The organism is Paraburkholderia sp. J7, assembly GCF_905220155.1.
In the GTDB taxonomy this organism is placed as follows: Bacteria; Pseudomonadota; Gammaproteobacteria; order Burkholderiales; family Burkholderiaceae; genus Paraburkholderia.
Genome location: NZ_CAJMYZ010000027.1, coordinates 44,298 through 61,594 on the forward strand (window position 1 = coordinate 44,298; position 17,297 = coordinate 61,594).

Sequence of the window (17,297 nt, forward strand, 5' to 3'; positions counted from 1 at the left end):
TCACTGAACTTTTCCCACACGCGCGAGGCTTGCAATCGGTATCTCAGGCCTCAATTACCGAACAATTGATTCCACTCATGGGGAAATGAAATGTCAGGAACCCAACTCCTCCCGCCGGAACGCACCACGCTCCCGCTGCTGCCGCTGCGAGATGTCGTAGTCTTCCCGCATATGGTGATTCCCCTTTTCGTGGGCCGACCGAAATCGATCAAGGCCCTCGAAGCGGCAATGGAAGGTGGCAAGCACATCATGCTCGTCGCCCAGAAGACTGCCGCGAAGGATGAGCCGACCGAAAAAGATATGTATGAAGTAGGGTGTGTCGCCAACATCCTGCAAATGCTCAAGCTGCCCGACGGCACCGTGAAGGTGCTCGTGGAAGGCCTGCAGCGCGCGAAGACGCTTTCCATCGAAGAGCAGGAAACGCAATTCTCGTGCGAAGTGATGCCGCTCGAGCCGGACCACGCCGACAGCGCAGAAACCGAAGCGCTGCGCCGCGCGATCGTCTCGCAGTTCGACCAGTACGTGAAGCTCAACAAGAAGATCCCGCCGGAGATCCTGACCTCGCTGTCGGGCATCGACGAAGCCGGTCGTCTTGCTGACACCATCGCCGCGCATCTGCCGCTCAAGCTCGACCAGAAGCAGCACATCCTCGAGATGTTCCCGGTCGTGGAGCGTCTGGAGCATCTGCTCGCGCAACTCGAAGCCGAAATCGACATTCTCCAGGTGGAGAAGCGTATTCGCGGCCGCGTGAAGCGCCAGATGGAAAAGAGCCAGCGCGAGTACTACCTGAACGAGCAGGTCAAGGCGATCCAGAAGGAACTGGGCGAAGGCGAAGAGGGTGCGGATCTCGAAGAACTCGAGAAGCGCATCACGGCCGCGCGCATGCCGAAGGAAGCCAAGAAGAAGGCCGACGCCGAGCTCAAGAAGCTCAAGCTGATGTCGCCGATGTCGGCGGAAGCCACCGTCGTGCGCAACTACATCGACACGCTGATCGGCCTGCCGTGGCGCAAGAAGAGCAAGGTCAACAACGACCTCTCGAACGCCGAAGCCGTGCTCGATGAAGACCACTTCGGTCTCGAGAAAGTGAAGGAACGCATTCTCGAGTATCTCGCGGTGCAACAGCGCGTGGAAAAGGTCAAGGCGCCGATCCTGTGCCTCGTCGGCCCTCCGGGCGTCGGCAAGACCTCGCTCGGCCAGTCGATTGCGCGCGCAACGAATCGCAAGTTCGTGCGCATGGCGCTGGGCGGCGTGCGTGATGAAGCCGAGATCCGCGGCCACCGTCGTACGTACATCGGTTCGATGCCGGGCAAGATCCTGCAGAGCCTGACCAAGGTCGGCGTGCGCAATCCGCTCTTCCTGCTCGACGAAGTCGACAAGATGGGCATGGATTTCCGCGGCGATCCGTCGTCGGCGCTGCTCGAAGTGCTCGATCCGGAACAGAACCACACGTTCGCCGACCACTACATCGAAGTCGATTTCGATCTCTCCGATGTGATGTTCGTCGCCACGTCGAACTCGCTGAACATCCCGCCGCCGCTGCTCGACCGGATGGAAGTCATCCGCCTCTCGGGTTACACGGAAGACGAGAAGGTCAGCATCGCCCAGCGTTATCTCCTGCCCAAGCAGAAGAAGAACAACGGGCTGAAGCCGGGCGAAATCGACGTGACCGAAGACGCGATCCGCGACATCATTCGCTACTACACGCGTGAAGCGGGCGTGCGTTCGCTCGAGCGCGAAGTGTCGAAGATCTGCCGCAAGGTCGTGAAGATGCTGCTGCTGAAGAAGGCCGACAAGGCCGTCACGGTGGACAGCGCGAACCTCGACACTTTCCTTGGCGTGCGCAAGTACGACTTCGGTCTGGCCGCGAAGGAAAACCAGATCGGTCAGGTCACGGGCCTCGCCTGGACGGAAGTTGGCGGCGATCTGCTGACGATCGAAGCGGCGGTTATGCCCGGCAAGGGCAATGTGATCCGCACGGGTTCGCTCGGCGACGTCATGAAGGAATCGGTCGAAGCGGCACGCTCGGTGGTGCGTTCGCGTTCGCGTCGCCTTGGCATCAAGGACGAAGCGTTCGAGAAGCAGGACATCCACATCCACGTGCCGGAAGGCGCGACGCCGAAGGACGGTCCGTCCGCAGGCGGTGCGATGACGACGGCGCTGGTGTCCGTGCTCACGGGCATTCCGGTGCGCGCCGATGTCGCGATGACGGGTGAAATCACGCTGCGCGGCGAAGTGCTGCCGATCGGCGGGCTGAAGGAAAAGCTGCTTGCAGCGCATCGCGGCGGCATCAAGCTCGTGCTGATTCCGGAAGAGAACGTCAAGGATCTCACCGAGATTCCGGACAACGTGAAGAACTCGATCGAGATCGTGCCGGTTCGCTGGATCGACAAGGTGCTCGAACTCGCACTCGAACGCGTGCCGCAGCCGCTGCCGGAAGAAGAAGTGAAGGCCGAGGACGCCAAGGCGCCCGTGGCCGAATCGAAGGATGCCGGCGCGACGGAAGTCGTCAAGCACTAAGCCTTCTGTAAGCGCTCAAGCGCAGCGTAATCCACCCCGAAAAGCCCGCGGCATGGTCCGCGGGCTTTTTTTTGCACGTCACAATCCATGACGTTGCGGTGACAACCAGCGGTCTTTTCCGCGATTTCCCACTTGTTCGAATAATCCCTCGAATATTCCCTCGAATCGCCCGCCAAATCAGGCTGAACCCCGCTTGACACGGGCCTTTCGGCCCCGTTAAATGAGCGGTCCCCGCGCTACGCCGGGGACGTCTATCCAATAAGTTGACCTTCTTTCTTACGATTGCCCAAACACATTCTCGGGGGCTGGAATGAATAAAACGGAACTGATCGACCATATCGCGCAACAAGCCGACATTTCGAAAGCGGCTGCGGGACGCGCACTCGACGCCGTGATCGGCGGCGTCAAAGGCACGCTCAAGAAGGGCGGCTCGGTCACGCTCGTCGGCTTCGGCACGTTTGCCGTCGGCAAACGCACGGCGCGCACGGGCCGCAATCCGCGCACTGGCGACGCGATCAAGATCAAGGCGGCGAAGGTGCCCAAATTTAGGCCTGGCAAAGCGCTGAAGGATGCGCTAAACTAGCGGGCTCGCTACCTGATAAGGGTAGCGCAGCAGAAGTCGCAGTGCCGGAAGCAGCGCAGGAAAGCATGAAGCTGGGTGCTTAGCTCAGTTGGTAGAGCGGCGCCCTTACAAGGCGTAGGTCGGGAGTTCGAGCCTCTCAGCACCCACCACAGCTTCAGTTCCGGTACCTTGCGCCGCGAGTGGAAACACAAAAGCGCGCAAACCGCATGGAGCGGTAGTTCAGTTGGTTAGAATACCGGCCTGTCACGCCGGGGGTCGCGGGTTCGAGTCCCGTCCGCTCCGCCAAGGATATCTCGACAAGAAGGCGAACTCCGGTTCGCCTTTTTTGTTGGCCGCTGTTGTAATATCGGGCGTTCCATTTTTTGGCGCCCTCAACGTCTGGTCACGCATGCTCGACTTTTTCCGCAATCACAAACGCCTGATGATGTTCATGCTGCTCCTGGTCATTCTGCCAGGGCTGGGCTTCGTCGGTATTCAAGGTTTCCGCGGCTTCTTCGATGAAAGCGCGAACGTCGCAAGCGTCAACGGCCACAAGATCACGCGTGTCGAATACGACAACGCTGCGCGCCAGCAACTCGACCAGGCCCGCCAGGTCCTCGGTGCGCAATTCGATGCCAGCCTGTTCGACACGCCCCAGCATCGAAAGGACATTCTCGACGGGCTGATCCAGCAGCGCGTGCTCGTGGACGAAACGCAGCGCCTGCACCTCACCGCCTCGGACGACGCCGTGCGCCGCGCGCTGCTCGCCGACCCGGTGATCTCGTCGCTTAAGAATCCCGACGGCTCGATCAATCTCGACCAATACAAGCAACTGCTCGCCATGCAGGGCATGACGCCCGAGCAGTACGACGAGCGCGTGCGCTATAGCCTGGCCATGCAGCAATTGCCGGCATCGATCATCAGCAGCGCGTTCACGCCGAAGGCGCTCGCGCAGCAGCTCACCGGCCTCTCGGAGCAGCAGCGCGAAGTGCAGGGCCTGGCGTTCCACGCGAGCGACTACGCGCCCAAGGTCCAGCCGACCGATGCACAACTGCAGGCGTACTACGACGCGAACAAGAATACTTTTGCCACGCCGGCCACGGCGCAGATCCAGTATCTCGTGCTCTCGGCGGCTACGGTGGCCGCCGGCGTGCAGCCGAGCGACGCCGATCTCAAGAAGTACTACGACGACAACATCGCGCACTACCGTACGCAGGAAGAAGTGCGCGCGAGCCATATCCTGATCACGGTGCCGAAGAACGCGAGCGCCGACGTGCGCAACGCCGCGAAGCAAAAGGCCGAATCGATCCTCGCCGAAGTCAAGGCGCATCCGGATCAGTTCGCACAGGTCGCGCAGAAGGAATCGCAGGACCCGGGTTCGGCCTCGAAGGGTGGCGATCTCGGTTACTTCGGCCCCGGCATGATCGCGGGCGGCCAGGCGTTCGACGACGCGGTCTTCAAGCTCAAGAAAGACGAGATCAGCGGCGTGATCCAGTCGGACTTCGGCTATCACATCGTCAAGGTCACCGACCTGAAGCCGGCGGTCACGAAGCCGTTCGACGACGTGAAGGCGCAGATCGCGAACGACGTGAAGGCCCAGCAGGCCGCGAAGTTGCTCGCCGAAGCGAGCGACGGCTTCACGTCGGTGGTCTACGAGCAGGCCAAGAGCCTGCAGCCGGCCGCGGACAAGTACAAGCTGACGATCCAGACGGCCACGGTCACGCCGAAGCCCAATGCAACGCTGCCGCCGGATAGCCCGCTGAACAATCAGAAGTTCCTCGACGCCGTATTCGCGAGCGACTCGGTGAATCAGCACAACAACACCCAGGCAATCGACGTCGGCAACAACACGCTGATTTCCGCGCACGTGACGAACTACCAGCCGGCCGCCGTGCCTGCATTCGCCGCGGTCAAGGATGCCGTGCGCCAGAAGGTTGTCGCACAACTTGCCGCCGACATGGCGCGCAAGGACGGTGAGGCCAAGCTCGCAGAATTCCAGAAGTCGAAGTCGACCGATGGCTTCTCGTCGGCGCTCAAGGTGTCGCGTAACGACGCTCAGGGTCTGCCGCCTGGCGCGCTCTCGGCGGTCTTCAAGGTCGATTCGCAGAAGCTGCCCGCCTACGTGGGCGTGGACCTCGGCAAAGACGGCTATGCGATCTACCGCGTGAACAGCGTGACGAACGGTCCGGCCGCTGACGGCCAGCGTCTGGCCGCCGCGCAGCAACAGCTTGCCCAGGTGGGTGGGCAGTCGCAGGTGCAGTCGTATCTCGACGCACTGCGCGACCGCTCGAAGGTCAAGCTCTACGGCTCGCTCGGCTCGGCCAGCCAGTCAGGCGACGGCGACAGCGGTCAGTAAGCGCGACCCGCGTATCCGCCCGTTAGCGGAGAACGCCGCAGCAAAAAAAGCCCCGCGATGCATCGCGGGGCTTTTGCGTTTTGGCGAGCGCGAAATCAGAGGCAGGCGTTGATGTCGCCGGTGGCGTCTGCGCCCCCACTGCCGCCGGAGCGGAAGCCAACCCACGTCTTCGCGCTGGCACTCCACGCCGGGCGCACCGTTGCGGCTGCGCCGTTGGGCGGCTGCTGGCCAGGGACGTAGACGTCGACAGCCTGGTTGTTGGCGAGCACGGACTGCGAGACGACTTGCTGTTGCGACTTGTCGGCCCATTTTTGGGCGATGCATTGCGCAACCGCCGTGGGCGGTTGCTGGCTGGTGCCGACGGACTGCGCTCCGCTCGGCATCGGCTGATTGGCGCAGGCAGCAAGCGCTGCCGTAACGACAATGAGAGGTAAATATTTCACGCTTCTTCCCTCCAGTCAGGGTCGGTCGGATTCAGACGACGCAGCTTGTCGGGCTCGCGTGTCTGACGCAAACGGTGGCCAATGGCGAGACGCGCTTACCCGCCGCCACGCCGCCCAAGGCGAGAGCGGCCTGAACGCGCCAGAGGCGGGGCCTTGCGGCCGTGCGCCCGGTGAGGACGCCCGCAGATTGTCCTGTTGCCGCCTCAGCGCCGTGCGCTGTCGCCTAGCAACGGCTTGAGCGTTGGCCACACGTTGTCGAGCAGCAATGGCTGTGCCTGCTGGGTGGGATGGATCTGATCGGCCTGGAAGAGTTCGGGCTTGTCGGCGAGGCCGGCGAGGAGAAAGGGCACGAGCGGCACGTTCAGTTCCTTCGCAAGCCGTTCGTAGATCGCGTGGAAATCGCGCGTGTAGTCGGGCCCATAGTTGGGCGGCACGTACATGCCGATCAGCACGGGCTTCGCGCCGCCCTTGCGGATCTGCGCGACGATGGCGCGCAGATTGCTCTCGGTTGTCGTGAGCGGCACGCCGCGCAGCGCGTCGTTCGCGCCCAGTTCGACGACCACGATCGAGGGCTTGATGCGCTGCATGACGAGCGGCAGGCGGGTGAGTCCGCCGCTTGTCGTGTCCCCGCTGATGCTCGCATTCGCAACGTTATAATCAATGCGCTCACTGGCCAGGTGCTGGCGCAGCAGGGCCACCCAGCCTGTATCGCGGGGCAGGCCGTATTCGGCGGAAAGGCTGTCGCCGAGCACGACGATATTGGGTTTTGCCATGGCGGCGGGGCTCGTCGCCGCGTTGGCAGTGGGCGCGGGCGTAGCCGCGAGCGCGGCGCCGGTCATGCCAAACGATGTGCCAAGCACCGCAGCGGCGGTTAAGCTGGTGAGCGAGGCAAATGCGGAGACAAACGCGCTGAAGCGGGACCCGGTGCGGGAGAGGGTGGCGCGCCGCGCGGCGCGCTTCTGGTTCACGGCTAACCTGTGCGTCATCATGTGCGAATGAATAGCGATCCAGTCATCGAAGTACGGGGTTTGTGCAAGCGGGTGACCGACGCCACCGGCGAGCTGACGATCCTCGACGGCATCGACCTCACCGTGCAGGCGGGCGGGAGCGTTGCGATCGTCGGCGCGTCCGGTTCCGGCAAGTCGACGCTGCTCGGCCTGCTGGCCGGCCTCGACAGTGCGAGCGCGGGTTCCGTGCGCCTGCTCGGTCATGAGCTTACCGGCATGGCCGAAGATCAGCGCGCGGCGCTGCGCAACGGCTCGGTGGGCTTCGTATTCCAGTCGTTCCAGCTGATGCCGCATCTCACCGCTTTGGAAAATGTCGCGCTGCCGCTCGAACTGCAGGGCGGCATGTCGACGCGTGATGCTTTCGCCCGCGCGCGTACGTTGCTCGAGCGCGTGGGTCTTGCCGAGCGCACGGGCCACTATCCGAAGCTGCTCTCGGGCGGCGAGCAGCAGCGCGTGGCGCTCGCCCGCGCATTCGTGACGCGCCCGGCCGTGCTGTTTGCCGACGAGCCCACCGGCAGCCTCGACGCCGCCACGGGCCACGCCGTCATCGACCTGATGTTCGAGCTCAATCGCGCCAACGGAGCGACGCTCGTGCTCGTCACTCACGATGTCGATCTTGCGCAGCGTTGCGATGCGATCATCACGATCGAAGCGGGCCGCCGCGTGGCCAACACGCCGCATGGCGCGGCCGCTTCGCGCAGCGCAAGCAACGTCGAAGCCGGGCGCTAGTGCGCGAGCAACCAGCAAACCAATAAACGGCGTGCGCAGCCCATGCGCACGCCGGATCGACGCGATTTAACGCTTGAGCGCCGCACGGGCGCGCGCGATCAGCGCGGCCGTGGACGAATCGTGCGGCTTCACGTTGCCGCTCGCCGCGTTCAGGTCGGCTTCGACCACCTTGCCGAGGATCTTGCCAAGCTCCACGCCCCACTGGTCGAACGGGTTGATGTCCCACACGCAAGCCTGCACGAGCACCTTATGCTCATACAGCGCGATGATCGCGCCGAGCGCGCGCGCGGTAAGCGCGTCGACGAGCAGCGTGGTGGTCGGCCGGTTGCCGGGGAACATGATGTGCGGCACGAGTTCGGGCTTGTCCGGGCCCGCGATCTTGTGCGCTTCTTCCTCGGTGCGGCCAAGCATCAGCGCCTCGCTCTGCGCAAAGCAGTTCGCGAGCAGCTTCGGATGATGATCGGCCAGCGGATGCTCGGGCGTGAGCACGGCGATGAAGTCGATCGGCACGATCGTCGTGCCCTGGTGCAGCATCTGGAAGAACGCGTGCTGGCCATTCGTGCCCGGCTCGCCCCAGGTGATCGCCGAGGTCGCGTAATCGACAAACTTGCCGTCGAGGCGCGCCTGCTTGCCGTTGCTCTCCATTTCGAGCTGCTGGAGATACGAGGGCAGGTAGTGCAACGCTTCGGAATAGGGCGCGACGAGATAGCTCTGCGAGCCGAAGAAGTTGCGATACCAGACGCCGATCATGCCGAGCAGCACGGGCAGGTTCTTCTCGAGCGGCGCTTCGCGGAAGTGCTTGTCCATGTCGTGCGCGCCGGCGAGCAGTTCGTCGAATTGCTGCGGCCCGATGGCGATCATGATCGAGAGGCCCACAGCCGACCACAGCGAATAGCGGCCACCGACCCAGTCCCACATCTCGAACACGTTTTCTTGGGCGATGCCGAATTTCACGACTTCGGCCGGATTGGCCGAGACGCCCACGAAGTGCTTCGCGAGTTCGCTCTGCGGGCAGCCGTGCTTGACGAACCAGTCGCGCATGGACAGCGCGTTGGTCATGGTTTCGAGCGTCGTGAACGTCTTCGAAACGATGATTGCCAGTGTTTCTTCCGGGTCGATGTTTTCGATCGTGCGCCACAGGTCCGCGCCGTCGACGTTCGAGACGAAGTGCGAGGTGATCTCGGGCAGTTCGAGATGCTTGAGCGCGTGCACGACCATCTTCGGCCCGAGGTCCGAGCCGCCGATGCCGATGTTCACGACGTGGCGAATGCGCTTGCCGGTGTAGCCGGTCCATGCGCCGCTGCGCACGGCGTCGGCGAATTTCGCCATCTTTGCGCGCTCGGCGAGGATCTGCGCGTGGAACGGGGCGTCGGGCTCGGTGGCGCGCAAGGCGGTGTGCAGGGCCGCGCGGCCTTCAGTCGGGTTGACGACTTCGCCTTTGAACATCGCATCGCGGCGCGCTTCCACGCCGGCCTCGCGAGCGAGCTGCACGAGCAGCTTGAGCGTGGCGTCGGTGATGCGGTTCTTCGACAAGTCGGCGCCGAGGCCGGCGCCTGCGAACGTGAAGCGTTCGGCGCGCGTCGGCGCAGGGTCGTTGGCGGGAGCGAACCAGTCGCGCAGCTTTTCGTCGCGGATCTGTTCGTAATGCGTCTGTAGCGCGGACCAGGCGGGGAGCGGATTCGTCATGTTCGTCTAGCGAGGGATCACGAATAGGAGGGCGGCAGGTGCGGTTCGCCGGTCTGGCCGAACGCGCGCTTCGCGCGCCGCGGAGAAAGCACGGGCCGCCTCCGGTGAGAGGCGGCGTGCGGAGGATCAGTATAGCGGCCCCGCGCGACACTGCGCAGCGTTCTGGCGCTTGCGGCGGCAATGTGCGCGAGAGGCGGGGCGAAGGTCCTGGCGAAGCAAACTGCGTGCCGCGCGGGCGAACGTGCGGCGTGAGGCTTCGGGCTGCGCTCAGGCTCCTTTCATGCCGCGTTCAGACAGTGAAGCCCGGCGCATAAAAGAGCCGGTTCATGAGCTTGCGCACGACCGGCGCGAGTTCGCCGGCAGTGAGGCCCGCGGGGCCGTCGCCTTGTGCGCACAGCGTGTCGGCGGCAAGGCCGTGCAGATAGACGCCCGCGAGCGCCGCCTCGTAGGGCGGCAGGCGCTGGGCCAGCAGCGCGCCGATCATGCCGCCGAGCACGTCGCCGGTGCCGCCCGTGGCGAGGCCGGCATTGCCGGTGGGATTGACGGCCACGCGGCCGTCGGGTGCCGCGATCACGGTGCCGCTGCCTTTGAGCACTGCAACCGCCGCATAGCGGGCCGCGAGTGTCCGCGCTGCGGCCACTCGGTCGCGCTGCACGGCGGCGGTATCGCAGCCCAGCAGCCGTGCCGCTTCAAGCGGGTGCGGCGTGAGCACGCAAGGCGCCCCGCGCGTGGTGGCCGACTGTACGACGTGCGCCGCGAGCGCTTCGTCGCGCGCGACGAGATTGAGCGCGTCGGCATCGAGCAGCACGGGGGCCTGGAGGCGCAGGATGGCGTCCACCAGCTGCCGTGCGGACGCGCTGCCGCCCATGCCGCATCCTGCCGCCACGGCGTCCATCGCATCGAGCGCGAGCCGGGCCGCCGCGTGCAGCATGAGTTCGGGATGCGGGGCGTCGTACGGCGGCGCGTCGTTGCCGAGAAAGCCCACGTGAACCTTGCCCGCGCCGGTGAGGAGCGCCGCGCGCGCCGCGAGAATCGGCGCGCCGCACATGCCGGTGTCGCCGCCCACGACGGCCAGTGTGCCGAACGTGCCCTTGTGAGTGGCGAAGTCGCGCGCGGGCATTGCGGCAGCGAAGAGCGACGGTGCGTTCAGGCGCGCGGCGCCCGCGGTGTTTTCGGTGTCGATGCCGATCGGGGCGAGCGCGACGGCGCCCGCGTAGTCGCGCCCGACACCCGTGTACAGGCCGGGCTTGGCGGCGATGAACGTGACGGTATGTGTCGCGCGCACGGCGGGGCCGCTGCCGACCACGTTGCCCGTATCGCTGTCGAGGCCGCTCGGCACGTCGAGCGAGAGCACGTGGCCATGGCTGCGCGCGCGTGCCGACAGTCTTTCGGCGAGTTCGCCGAACACGCCTTCGAGCCCGCGCGCGAGACCGATGCCGAACATCCCGTCGACGAGCCAGCCGTAAGCGTCGAACGACGCGGGCACGGACGAAGCGAGGGGCACGCCCGCCGCGCGCGCCTCGGCTAGCGCCCAGCGCGCGTCGTCGGGCTTGACCTCGGCTGGCATACAGACTTCCACGGCGACGCCCGCGCGATGCAGTTCGGTGGCGACGACGAGCGCGTCGCCCCCGTTGTTGCCGGGCCCCGCGACGAGCCACACGGGTTTGTCGCTCGCCCACGAGGGCGCGTGCGCGAGCTGCTCGCTCAGGAAGTGCGCGGCGGCGGCGCCTGCGCGCGCCATCAGTGTGTGAGCAGGCAAGGCCGACTGCGTGGCGACTTCGGTCTTGCGCAACGCTTCGACGGTGAGAAGCGGCACCGCACGATCGTGCGGATTGACGAGCACCGGTTGCCCGGCGCCAGAGAAGTGGGGAGCGTGCGTCATGGCGATGCGGTTCTGGGAAGCGACATCGCAACGATACCCGAGCATGCCGTCAGACGGCACGCCTCAGATGCGCGGCGGACCGGCGCGGCGGCAAGGCGACGCCGCGCACGCACGCGCCGCTTAATCGCGGCCTGGCCAGAGCGCCTTGATGGTATCGGCCGGCAGGTCCGGCGCCGTGTTGGAGATCTGCTGGGCGACGAGGCGCGCCGAGCCGAGCGAAAGCGCCCAGCCCGCCGGCCCGTGGCCTGCGTTGACGAACAGGCGCGGGTGGCCCACGTTGCCGACCGCCGGCAGGCCGTCGGCGGAAAGCAGCTTCATGCCTTCCCACGCAAGCGCGGCCGAAATGCGCGCGGCGCCCGGCGCCCAGTCGCGCGACGCTTCGCCGAGCAGCGCGAGGGCGTCCTCGGTGAGCCCCTCCGGCAGTGCGTCGTCGACTTCCTTCGCACGCAGCAGCACGGCGGCGCCCGATATGCGCAGCCGGTGATTCATACGCGCGATGGCGATGCGCTTGCCTGCATCGACGATCGTGGTCTGCGGCACGCATTCCTCACGCGCCACCGGCGAATTGAGCGTGTGCATGCGCAGCGGATAGAACGGCATCTTGAGGCCGAGCGGCGCGAGCAGCCCTGGCGTTTGCGCACCCGCGGCGACCACGACGGCGTCGCCCGAGATCACCTCGACGTCGTGCGAGCGGCCCGCTTCGTGCGCAGGCGGCGCAAGTTCTACTGCCGCGCGCCGGTCTTCCAGGCGAATCGCGCTGACTTCGCGGCTCGTTTCGAACTGCACGCCGCCCTGGGCGTCGAGCACCTGCTTGAGCAGCTTCACGAAGAGCGGGCAGTTGGCGACCCGGCCAGTCTCGAAGTGCACGCCGCCCGCAAACGGCGGATCGGCGGGGATGGTATGGTCGAACGCCACGCATTCCGCGGGCGAAAGCGCGTGGTGAGGCGTCTCGAAGCGGCGCAGCTGTTCAAGAGCCGGCTGGGTGAGCGACCATTCATCGCTGCCGCGCACGAGATAGAGCAGGCCGTCGCGCTGCTCGTAGTCGAGCTGGAAGCGGGCGTCGATGTCGGCGAGTGCCGCTTGCGCGGACTCGATAAGCGGGCGCAGGAGCGCATAGCGCTCGGCGAACGCCTCGGAGCCATGCAACGTGGCGAGGCGCTTGACGAAGCCATGCGCCTGGCCGCGCCAGCCTGTCTTGCTGATCACACCGCCGGACGATTGCCGGCCGTTGCGCAGGAAGGTGGGGCCGAACCAGACGTCGAGCGGCGTGGGCAGCGCAATGCCGCTATGGCCGTAGGTCGCGCCTTGCGCAACGGTGGCGTGGCGTTCGATCACGCAGACGCGGTGCCCGGCCGCGCGCAGCTGCCAGGCGGTGGCGATGCCGGCGATTCCGCCGCCGATGACGATGACATCCATGACGATACGATCTGCAGGCAGGTGACGCGCCAAGGTGAGGGCGTCCTGCGAAGGTGGGGCGTGCGGCGCGCCGAAACCATGCCCGGGTGCGCCGATCAGACGAAACGCGCAATCATAGCAGCGAAAGCGCCCGCGTCGCCATGCGCGAGGCCGGGGTGCCACATGCGTCTTGCGAGGCCGCCGACGCCTTGCGGGCCAAGCCTCGGGCACGTCGAGGCGCATGCATCGATGCGCCCGGCATATCGCAAATTCAGTGCTTTTCGCGTGCGGTTTGCGTTGCCGTCCGTCATGACTGTCTCGAAATACGGTGCGATGCGCCTGCAAAGCCGTCCGCGGAGCGGCCGCAGGGGCGGCCAGGACAGTCCTTCCGGGTTATAATCGCGGTCTCCCTTCGCCTGACCGTCGCCATCCCCGCGCGACGCATCGCCACCTTGCGACGTGTTTCGCGCGAGGCGAAGCCGCGACGCAACTCTGACGCAACCTCGACGCAACGCCCCAGTCCATGGCCCACTTCTCGTGTTTCCCCGGCGCTTCGGCCCTTTCCGACTTCCGTCAGACCCGCCTGCTCGAGACGCTTCAGCGTATCGACGCCAACATCGTCGGCGTGCACGGCCAGTATCTGCATTTCGTCAACTCGGCCACGCCGCTCTGCGCTGACGACAGCGCGAAGATCGAAGCGCTGATGCACTACGGCGCGCCCTTCGCGGCCCCGCAGGAGCGCGGCAGCGCGCTCACGTTCCTCGTCGTGCCGCGTTTTGGCACCGTGTCGCCGTGGGCGAGCAAGGCCACGGACATCGCACACCATTGCGGCCTCGAGCACCTGCGCCGCATCGAGCGCGGCGTCGAGTACACCGTGGTGCTCAAGTCGGGTCTGCTCGGCGGCAAGAAGACGCTTTCGGAAGAGGCGCACGCGGCCGTCGCGGCGGCGCTGCACGACCGCATGACGGAAAGCGTGGCGCCTTCGCGCGACGCGGCGCTGCACCTGTTCGACGAACTGCCGGCCCGCCCGATGCAGACGGTCGACGTGCTGGGCCACGGCCGTGCGGCCCTGGAAACGGCCAATGGCGAACTGGGCCTCGCGCTCGCCGACGATGAAATCGACTACCTCGTCGAGAACTTCAAGAAGCTCGAGCGCAACCCGACCGACGTCGAGTTGATGATGTTCGCGCAGGCCAACAGCGAGCACTGCCGCCACAAGATCTTCAATGCGAGCTGGACGATCGACGGCCAGGACCAGGACATGTCGCTGTTCGCGATGATCCGCAACACCGAGAAGATCAGCCCGCAAGGCACGATCGTCGCGTACTCGGACAACTCGTCGATCATGGAAGGCGCGGTCGCGGAGCGCTGGTTCCCGCGCAAGACCAACGCCGACGGCACGCCTGGCGAACAGTACGGCCGCCACACCGAACTCACGCACACGCTGATGAAGGTGGAGACGCACAACCACCCCACGGCGATCTCGCCGTTCGCCGGCGCGGCCACGGGCTCGGGCGGCGAAATCCGCGACGAAGGCGCGACGGGCCGCGGCGCTCGCCCGAAGGCGGGTCTCACGGGCTTCACGGTCTCGAACCTCGATCTGCCCGACGCGCGCGAAGCATGGGAAGACGCCCGCGACGCGGCCGTGCCGCTCACGCTGCGCAATCCCGCCGACACGCAGGGCGCCTATGGCCGCCCGGACCGCATCGCTTCGCCGCTGCAGATCATGATCGACGGCCCGCTCGGCGGCGCCGCGTTCAACAACGAATTCGGCCGCCCGAACCTCGGCGGCTACTTCCGCACCTACGAGCAGAACGTTGCGGGCACCGTGCGCGGCTATCACAAGCCGATCATGATCGCGGGCGGCCTCGGCAACATCAGCGCGCAGCACACGCACAAGCACGACCTGCCGGCCGGCACGCTGCTGATCCAGATCGGCGGCCCGGGCATGCGCATCGGCATGGGCGGCGGCGCGGCCAGCTCGATGGCGACCGGCACCAACACCGCCGAACTCGACTTCGACTCGGTGCAGCGCGGCAATCCCGAGATCGAGCGCCGTGCGCAGGAAGTCATCAACTCGTGCTGGCAACTGGGCGAGCGCAATCCGATCCTGAGCATTCACGACGTGGGCGCGGGCGGTTTGTCGAACGCGTTCCCGGAACTCGTCGACGGCGCGGACAAGGGCGCGCGCTTCGAGCTGCGCGAGGTCCAGCTCGAAGAGTCGGGGCTTTCGCCGCGCGAAATCTGGTCGAACGAATCGCAGGAACGCTACGTTCTCGCGATCGCGCCAGCCGATCTGGCCGAGTTCAAGGCGATCTGCGAGCGTGAGCGCTGTCCGTTCGCCGTCGTGGGTGTCGCAACCGACGCGCGCGACCTGAAGCTCATCGACACCGACGAGCACGCGCTCGCAGCCAACGGCGGCCACCAGCCCGTCGACATGCCGATGGACATCCTGCTCGGCAAGCCGCCGCGCATGCATCGCAACGTCGAACACGCGAGCGTGCCGCTTTCGCCGGTCGAAGTCACGGGCATCTCGTTCGACGAAGTCGCGAAGAGCGTGCTGCGTCACCCGACCGTGGGCAGCAAGTCGTTCCTCATCACCATCGGCGACCGCTCGGTGGGCGGCACGACGGTGCGCGACCAGATGGTCGGCCCGTGGCAGGTGCCGGTGGCCGACTGCGCGATCACCGCGCTCGACTACGCCGGTTACAAGGGCGAAGCGATGACGATGGCCGAGCGTACGCCGCTCGCCGTGATCGACGCGCCGGCATCCGGCCGCATGGCCGTGGGCGAGGCGATCACCAATATTGCGAGCGCGCCGATCCTGTCGCTCGACAAGCTCAAGCTTTCCGCGAACTGGATGGCCGCGTGCGGCGCACCGGGCGAAGACGCCGCGCTGTACGACACCGTGAAGGCGATCGGCATGGATCTGTGCCCGGCGCTTGGCATCGGTATTCCGGTGGGCAAGGATTCGCTCTCCATGCGCACGAAGTGGAACGAGGAGGGCGTGGCGAAGGAAGTGGTCGCGCCGGTTTCGCTCATCATCTCGGCGTTCGCGCCGGTCGAAGATGTGCGTCGCCATCTCACGCCGCAACTGCGCCGCGTTGACGAAGTGGGCGAGTCGGTCCTGATCGCCATCGATCTGGGCCGCGGCAAGAACCGTATGGGCGGCAGCATCTTCGCGCAGGTCACGCAGCAGGTGGGCGACGCGGTGCCCGACGTGGACAGCGCCGAAGACCTCAAGCAGTTTTTCACGGCCATCCAGCAGCTGAACGCGAACGAGCAGCTGCTCGCGTACCACGACCGCTCGGACGGCGGCCTGTGGGCGACGGTTTGCGAAATGGCCTTCGCGGGCCACACGGGCGTGTCGCTGAATGTGGACATGCTCACGCTCGATAGCGAGCACGAGTCCGATTACGGCGACGCCAAGGACTGGGCGAAGCAAACGAGCGGCCGCCGCGAAGACCGCACGCTGCGCGCGCTCTTCTCCGAAGAACTCGGCGCCGTGATCCAGGTGCCGGCACAGCAGCGCGATGCCGTGATGGCGGTGCTGCGCACGCACGGCTTGTCGGTCTGCTCGCACGTGATCGGCACGCTGAACCCGCGCGACTCGATCGAAATCTACCGTGACGCCAAGCGCATCTACGACGCGCCGCGCGCCGAACTGCAGCGTGTGTGGAGCGAAGTGAGCTGGCGCATTGCGCGCCTGCGCGACAACCCCGCCTGCGCCGACTCCGAATACGACGCACTGCTCGACGCCGCCGATCCGGGCATGCAGCCGCATCTCACGTTCGATCCGGCCGAGGACATCGCCGCGCCGTTCATCGGCAAGGGTGCGCGTCCGCGCGTGGCGATCCTGCGCGAGCAGGGCGTGAACTCGCACCTCGAAACCGCGTACGCATTCGACCGCGCCGGTTTCGACGCGCACGACGTCCACATGAGCGACCTGCTCGAAGGCCGCGCCACGCTCGCCGACTTCGCGGGCGCGGTGGCCTGCGGCGGCTTCTCGTACGGCGACGTGCTGGGCGCGGGCGAAGGCTGGGCCAAGACGATCCGCTTCAACGCGAAGCTCGCGGACATGTTCGCGGCGTTCTTCGCACGTCAGGACACGTTTGCGCTCGGCATCTGCAACGGCTGCCAGATGCTGTCGAGCCTCGCCTCGATGATCCCGGGAGCCGAAGCCTGGCCGAAGTTCACGCGCAACAAGTCGGAGCAGTTCGAAGCGCGCTTCTCGCTCGTGGAAGTGGAGAGCTCGCCGTCGATCTTCTTCAACGGCATGGAAGGCTCGCGCATTCCGGTGGCGGTTGCGCACGGCGAAGGTTTCGCGGACTTCTCGCAGCAGGGCGACATTTCGAAGGTGGCCGTGGCGATGCGCTACGTCGACCATCGCAGCCAGGCGACCGAGGCTTACCCGTTCAACCCGAACGGCTCGCCGCAAGGCATCACGTCGGTCACGACGCCCGACGGCCGCTTCACGGTGCTCATGCCGCACACCGAGCGCGTGCAGCGCACGGTGACGATGAGCTGGCACCCCGAAGCCTGGGGCGAGGCGAGCCCGTGGATGCGTGCGTTCCAGAACGCGCGCAAATGGGTGGGCTAACACGCTGAGCGGACCGCGCGCGGACGTTTGACGCCGGGGCACGCCAACGCGTTCGCCTCGACTGAAAACCCCGGCCATGCCTCGATTGCGAGTGCGGGCCGGGGTTTTTGCCTTTCGGAC

10 protein-coding genes and 2 tRNA genes are annotated in these 17,297 nt (G+C 66.1%); 7 read left to right on the forward strand and 5 right to left on the reverse strand.

Translation table 11 applies throughout. The features are described 5' to 3' along the window. Positions 1 to 90 precede the first annotated feature (90 nt). The 5 genes from lon to U5A58_RS33815 all read left to right on the forward strand — a co-directional run bounded on the left by lon (position 91) and on the right by U5A58_RS33815 (position 5,435). Positions 91 to 2,517, forward strand: a complete 2,427-nt coding sequence (gene lon / locus U5A58_RS33795; protein WP_321964683.1) for an endopeptidase La — start codon at positions 91 to 93, stop codon at positions 2,515 to 2,517. Positions 2,518 to 2,827: 310 nt separating this feature from the next. After that, entirely contained in the window at positions 2,828 to 3,100 is a 273-nt protein-coding gene (locus U5A58_RS33800; protein WP_027796408.1) for an HU family DNA-binding protein, read from the forward strand. A gap of 73 nt (positions 3,101 to 3,173) precedes the next feature. Continuing rightward, a tRNA-Val gene (locus U5A58_RS33805) sits at positions 3,174 to 3,249 on the forward strand. Between the two features lie 59 nt (positions 3,250 to 3,308). Continuing rightward, positions 3,309 to 3,385 (forward strand) — tRNA-Asp (locus U5A58_RS33810). A 103-nt stretch (positions 3,386 to 3,488) separates the two neighbouring features. After that, entirely contained in the window at positions 3,489 to 5,435 is a 1,947-nt protein-coding gene (locus tag U5A58_RS33815) for a SurA N-terminal domain-containing protein (RefSeq protein ID WP_321964684.1), read from the forward strand. Positions 5,436 to 5,530: 95 nt separating this feature from the next. Here the strand turns inward: U5A58_RS33815 and U5A58_RS33820 are convergent, their stop codons facing one another. Both U5A58_RS33820 and U5A58_RS33825 read right to left on the reverse strand, forming a co-directional pair. Then, positions 5,531 to 5,878, reverse strand: coding sequence for a hypothetical protein (locus U5A58_RS33820; RefSeq protein ID WP_321914864.1), 348 nt, complete (start codon positions 5,876 to 5,878; stop codon positions 5,531 to 5,533). A gap of 203 nt (positions 5,879 to 6,081) precedes the next feature. Continuing rightward, on the reverse strand, positions 6,082 to 6,717 hold the full coding sequence (locus U5A58_RS33825) for an arylesterase (protein ID WP_321914865.1): 636 nt from the start codon (positions 6,715 to 6,717) through the stop codon (positions 6,082 to 6,084). Between the two features lie 156 nt (positions 6,718 to 6,873). Here U5A58_RS33825 and U5A58_RS33830 point away from each other — a divergent pair, with 156 nt between their 5' ends. Then, positions 6,874 to 7,614 carry an ABC transporter ATP-binding protein gene (locus tag U5A58_RS33830; protein WP_415765957.1) on the forward strand — a complete coding sequence of 247 codons (741 nt, stop codon included), beginning with the start codon at positions 6,874 to 6,876 and terminating at the stop codon, positions 7,612 to 7,614. Between the two features lie 66 nt (positions 7,615 to 7,680). On the opposite strand, the gene pgi is transcribed toward U5A58_RS33830, so the two are convergent. From pgi to U5A58_RS33845, 3 genes are all read right to left on the reverse strand, one after another. Then, entirely contained in the window at positions 7,681 to 9,300 is a 1,620-nt protein-coding gene (gene pgi, locus U5A58_RS33835; protein WP_321964685.1) for a glucose-6-phosphate isomerase, read from the reverse strand. Between the two features lie 289 nt (positions 9,301 to 9,589). Then, positions 9,590 to 11,182 carry an NAD(P)H-hydrate dehydratase gene (locus U5A58_RS33840; RefSeq protein WP_321964686.1) on the reverse strand — a complete coding sequence of 531 codons (1,593 nt, stop codon included), beginning with the start codon at positions 11,180 to 11,182 and terminating at the stop codon, positions 9,590 to 9,592. A gap of 120 nt (positions 11,183 to 11,302) precedes the next feature. Next, entirely contained in the window at positions 11,303 to 12,598 is a 1,296-nt protein-coding gene (locus tag U5A58_RS33845) for an FAD-dependent oxidoreductase (RefSeq protein ID WP_321964687.1), read from the reverse strand. Between the two features lie 502 nt (positions 12,599 to 13,100). Here U5A58_RS33845 and purL point away from each other — a divergent pair. Continuing rightward, positions 13,101 to 17,177 carry a phosphoribosylformylglycinamidine synthase gene (purL, locus tag U5A58_RS33850; protein ID WP_321964688.1) on the forward strand — a complete coding sequence of 1,359 codons (4,077 nt, stop codon included), beginning with the start codon at positions 13,101 to 13,103 and terminating at the stop codon, positions 17,175 to 17,177. Positions 17,178 to 17,297: the final 120 nt, after the last annotated feature.